The sequence below is a fragment of the Paenibacillus sp. NRS-1782 genome (genome assembly GCF_050467685.1).
In the GTDB taxonomy this organism is placed as follows: Bacteria; Bacillota; Bacilli; order Paenibacillales; family Paenibacillaceae; genus Paenibacillus; species Paenibacillus terrae_A.
In genome coordinates, this window is sequence record NZ_JBITPH010000127.1 from 1 (window position 1) to 1890 (window position 1890).

At 50.0% G+C, this 1890-nt stretch carries 1 protein-coding gene; it reads left to right on the forward strand.

The genetic code is table 11. The annotated features are described in order from the left end of the window. On the forward strand, positions 1-1890 hold a 1890-nt coding region (locus ACIFQM_RS25005), incomplete at both ends, for a condensation domain-containing protein (RefSeq protein WP_430066420.1).

Sequence of the window (1890 nt, forward strand, 5' to 3'; positions counted from 1 at the left end):
ATTATTACCGGCACCGGAAGGTAGCCTGCAAACGGGGGCGGATTATGCCGCACCACAAACCTGGGTGGAATCCAAGCTGGCGCAAATCTGGCAGGACGTGCTGGGCTTGGAGCAAGTCGGTGTAAAAGAGAACTTCTTCGAGATTGGTGGACATTCGCTGCGAGCGACGACGCTGGTCTCAAAGATCCACAAGGAATTGAATAAATCGCTTCCCCTGCGTAGCATTTTTGAAGCACCGACGATTGAACAGCTGGCGGCCATCATTGAACAATTGGATCAAGAGATGTATGCGTCCATTTCAGTGACGGAAGAACGTTCGTTCTACCCTTTGTCCTCGGCACAAAAACGGATGTATGTGCTGTACCGAATTGATCCGAACGATGTAAACTACAACATACCCGCCGTGTTCCAGTTAAGTGGCCCGCTGAATGTGAAAAGGGTAGAAGACGTGTTCCGACAGTTGGTTTCACGTCATGCAGCTTTCCGCACCAGCTTTGAACTGGTGAACAATGAACCCGTGCAACGGATTCAAAAAACCGTACCATTCGAGGTCGAGTATGCGAAGGTACAGGCAGGGCGTGTAGTAACGCATACAGAAGCTGATCAACAAATTCATGTGCAAATCTCTGATCGTGATACAGTGTTTGAGCAGCAATCAGTAGTGTCTGAGCAGCTTGTAAGCCGAGAAGTGCAAGATTGGGTTCAACGTTTTGTACGTCCATTCGATCTCCAAGCTGCACCGTTGCTACGGGTATCCTTGCTGGATCTGGGTATACAAGGGGGAGAACAAGAACAGCAACATCTGATAATGCTCGATATGCACCATATTATCTCAGATGGTGTATCAGCAGGCGTATTGACTAAAGAATTTGTACGCTTATACAGCGGTGAGGTATTGCCTCCGTTACGGCTTCAATACAAAGACTATGCCGTATGGCAGCAAGGTGAAACACGGCAGGATTGGATGAAACGACAGGAGACGTTCTGGTTAGATAACTTCCGGGGTGAGCTGCCCGTACTGGATCTGCCAACCGACTTTACCCGCCCGGCGGTGCGGAGCACGGCAGGAGATACAGTGGTATTCAGACTGGAACGTGAAGTCAGCGAGCGCTTGAAAGAGCTGGCAGCACAGACAGGTTCGACGCTGTATATGGTGCTTCTGGCGGCTTATACAGCACTTCTGCATCATTACACTGGACAGGAAGACATCATTGTCGGTACCCCAATTGCGGGAAGACCGTATGCCGATCTAGAGCCAATTATCGGAATGTTTGTCGGAACACTAGCCATGCGCAACTATCCAACTGTAGCGCAACCGTTCCGCCACTACGTGGAGGATGTGAAAGCCCGAGCCTTGCAAGCGTATGAGCATCAGGATTATCCGTTTGAGGAACTGGTGGAAAAACTGAATGTGAAACGGGATATGAGCCGTAACCCACTGTTTGATACGATGTTTGTTCTACAAAACACGGAACAAGGCGAGCTGAAACTGCCAGACATCAGCTTCCGGCCATTTGGCATGGAGCAGGTCCCGGCAAAGTTCGACTTGACGCTGGAAGCCAGCGAAGAAGAGGATGGAATTCAATTCGGTTTGCAATATGCGACATCCTTGTATAAACGGGAAACGGTTGAGCAGATCACGCGCCACTTTATACAATTGGCTGAAACCATTGCGACGAATCCAGATAAGACATTGGGTGAGCTGGATTTATTGAGTGAGCAGGAACGCGAGCAAATCCTTCGCGTGTGGGGAAATACGGCGGCTGAGTATCCGAGTGAACAAACGATTCATGGCTTGTTTGAAGCACAAGCTTTGCAGACACCGGGGCAGGCAGCATTGTTCTTCGAAGGAGAGCAGTTGACCTACCACGAGCTGAACGAGCGGGCCAA